Annotated in this window: 1 protein-coding gene; it reads right to left on the reverse strand. The window is 44.3% G+C overall.

Annotation, left to right across the window (positions count from 1 at the left end):
- Positions 1 to 575: 575 nt before the first annotated feature.
- Positions 576 to 2,199: tetratricopeptide repeat protein (locus L2082_RS19150; protein WP_446012197.1), on the reverse strand; the 1,624-nt coding region annotated here is incomplete at its 5' end.

Below are 2,199 nucleotides of genomic sequence, written 5' to 3' on the forward strand. Positions count from 1 at the left end.
TAATCTTTTTCCGCTGGCCGGTGATATCCCTGTGGGCGCAGACCCGGTGCATCAGTGTGGGCAGAATGAATCGGTGATACAGTCCCATGTGTTTGCCGGTGTGAATGGTGTTGCTTGTCGCTGCTGATCCTTTGCAGGCATTTACATATCACACCCGGCCTTCAAAAAAAACAGATTCATGAAAGGCAATGGGAAAATCAAGAGGCAACGTTCCTTTCCTGTTCGATCCCAGTTACAAATTTAACCCCCAGGATCAGCTGCCCTAATTTTCATAATGGTGCAGTTTGATCCAGTTCTTCTGCTTTGAACAAGATGTCTCTGGCCCCTTGGCGTAGGAGATCGGTGAGTGGGTCATCAATCAATCGTTACGGAGGATACACCACCTCACACACAACTTTTGATTATATCTCTGTATAAGCCACGGGTATTCCAAAACAAAACCTGCTCAAGTATTTTATCCCATAGCCGAAAAATTTTCAGGTCCAATTGATAAAGGGTACCAAATAGAATGGATAACATGATATTCTCCCACTAACCAAAAGATCTTCATGATGGTGAAAGTTTTTTGTTACCGGTCATGTTTCAGGTATGCCCGCCTTGCGCAAGGCGTTTATAACACGCTCTGTTACATCTGGATCTTTGTAGTATAAAGTATTTTTTGCATACCGAAGTGAATAATCAGGATATAACCTGAGCAGTATTTTGGCTCTCTCTTTGGCCTCAGACTCACGACCAGAGAAATCATAAGCCGCGGTCAGCCCTACATTTGCCTCTAAGCTTCGGGGTTCTGATTTGAGTGCTTTTTTTAATATTTTTATCGCATCTTTATAATGACCAGCATGATAATAACTGATACCTAAGCGGGTGAAAAACAAAGGTGGCGGGAGGGGATTCAGGCGTATTGCTTTTTCTAATAGTGAAATAGACTTTTCAAAGTGGCAGGCAAAGCTCTGCATCATTCCATAATATGCTACCAAATATGCACAGTTTGGACAAAGGTCTACTGTCCGTTTTCCCATTTCAATGGCCTTTTCATAATCTTTTTGCATGAGAGATATCCAGGAGAGAATGCTGTATGCTTCTGGATTATTTTTATCTAATTTGAGGGCCTTTTGTGCAAATTCGTATGCCTTTTCCGTTGATTCTTTTGGAGATTTGCTCCACCTCGTAAGAGCATCTGTGACATAGGTAACTCCAATGAAGCCATATATAAATGAGCGGTCATTTTCTGGAAGTTCAGCAGCTATTTCCTTCCATATTCTTCTGGCCGTATGGTTATCTTCTGGTGTACGCTTGTTGTAATGTTCACCTGCCTGATAAAATTTGAATAAGTGCATTGGATTATTTTTGAATCTTTTACTCCACACGCGCAACTGTTCGCCTTCAACAAGTTCTATTCCAAGAGAAACCACGATCTTTTGTGTGATCTGATCCTGGAAGTCAAAGATATCCTTGAGTTCTCCCTGATACCGTTCTGCCCAAATATGATGACCTTTAGTGGCATCTATAAGCTGGGCCGTTATCCGCACTTTTTCTCCTGCTTTCCGGAAGCTGCCTTCCAGGACATATCTTACGCCTAAGTCTTCTGCCACTTGCTTGATTTTTACAGGTTTACCCTTGTACACAAACGATGAGTTGCGGGAGATCACAAACAATTGGGGAAGCTTGGACAGAGTGGTGAGGATTTCTTCAGCCAGGCCGTCACAGAAATACTCCTGCTCAGGGTCATTGCTCATGTTTTCAAAGGGCAGAACCGCGATGGAGGGTTTTTCCGGCAAAGAAAACTTCATGTCCTCTTCAGAAGTTGGCTCGATAGGCGGTCCTCGAAACTGAAACTGCCAGATCAAACCAACTGATATCACAATCAAAATCACAGCTGCAGCTGCAATCAAGGTTTTCCGCCAGTTATTACGGATGGTCTTTCTGGCTTTGACCACCCGATGCGCAGCCGCCCCGGGATAAGAAAGCACCCGATAGACCCGGATGGGGATACTAATGTTTTTAACCTGGTGTTTACCTAAGTTTTCGTATTCCAAGCCCAGCCTGTTCGCCACCTGATCATAGACCCTTCCGGACATGCATATGCCTTCAGGTTCAGCCAGGGACTCCACCCGGGCGGCTATGTTGACCCCATCCCCGTAAATCCTGCCATCCTCTTCGATGACATCACCCAGGTTGATCCCAATACGGAATAACATT

Source organism: Candidatus Electrothrix sp. (assembly GCF_052785085.1).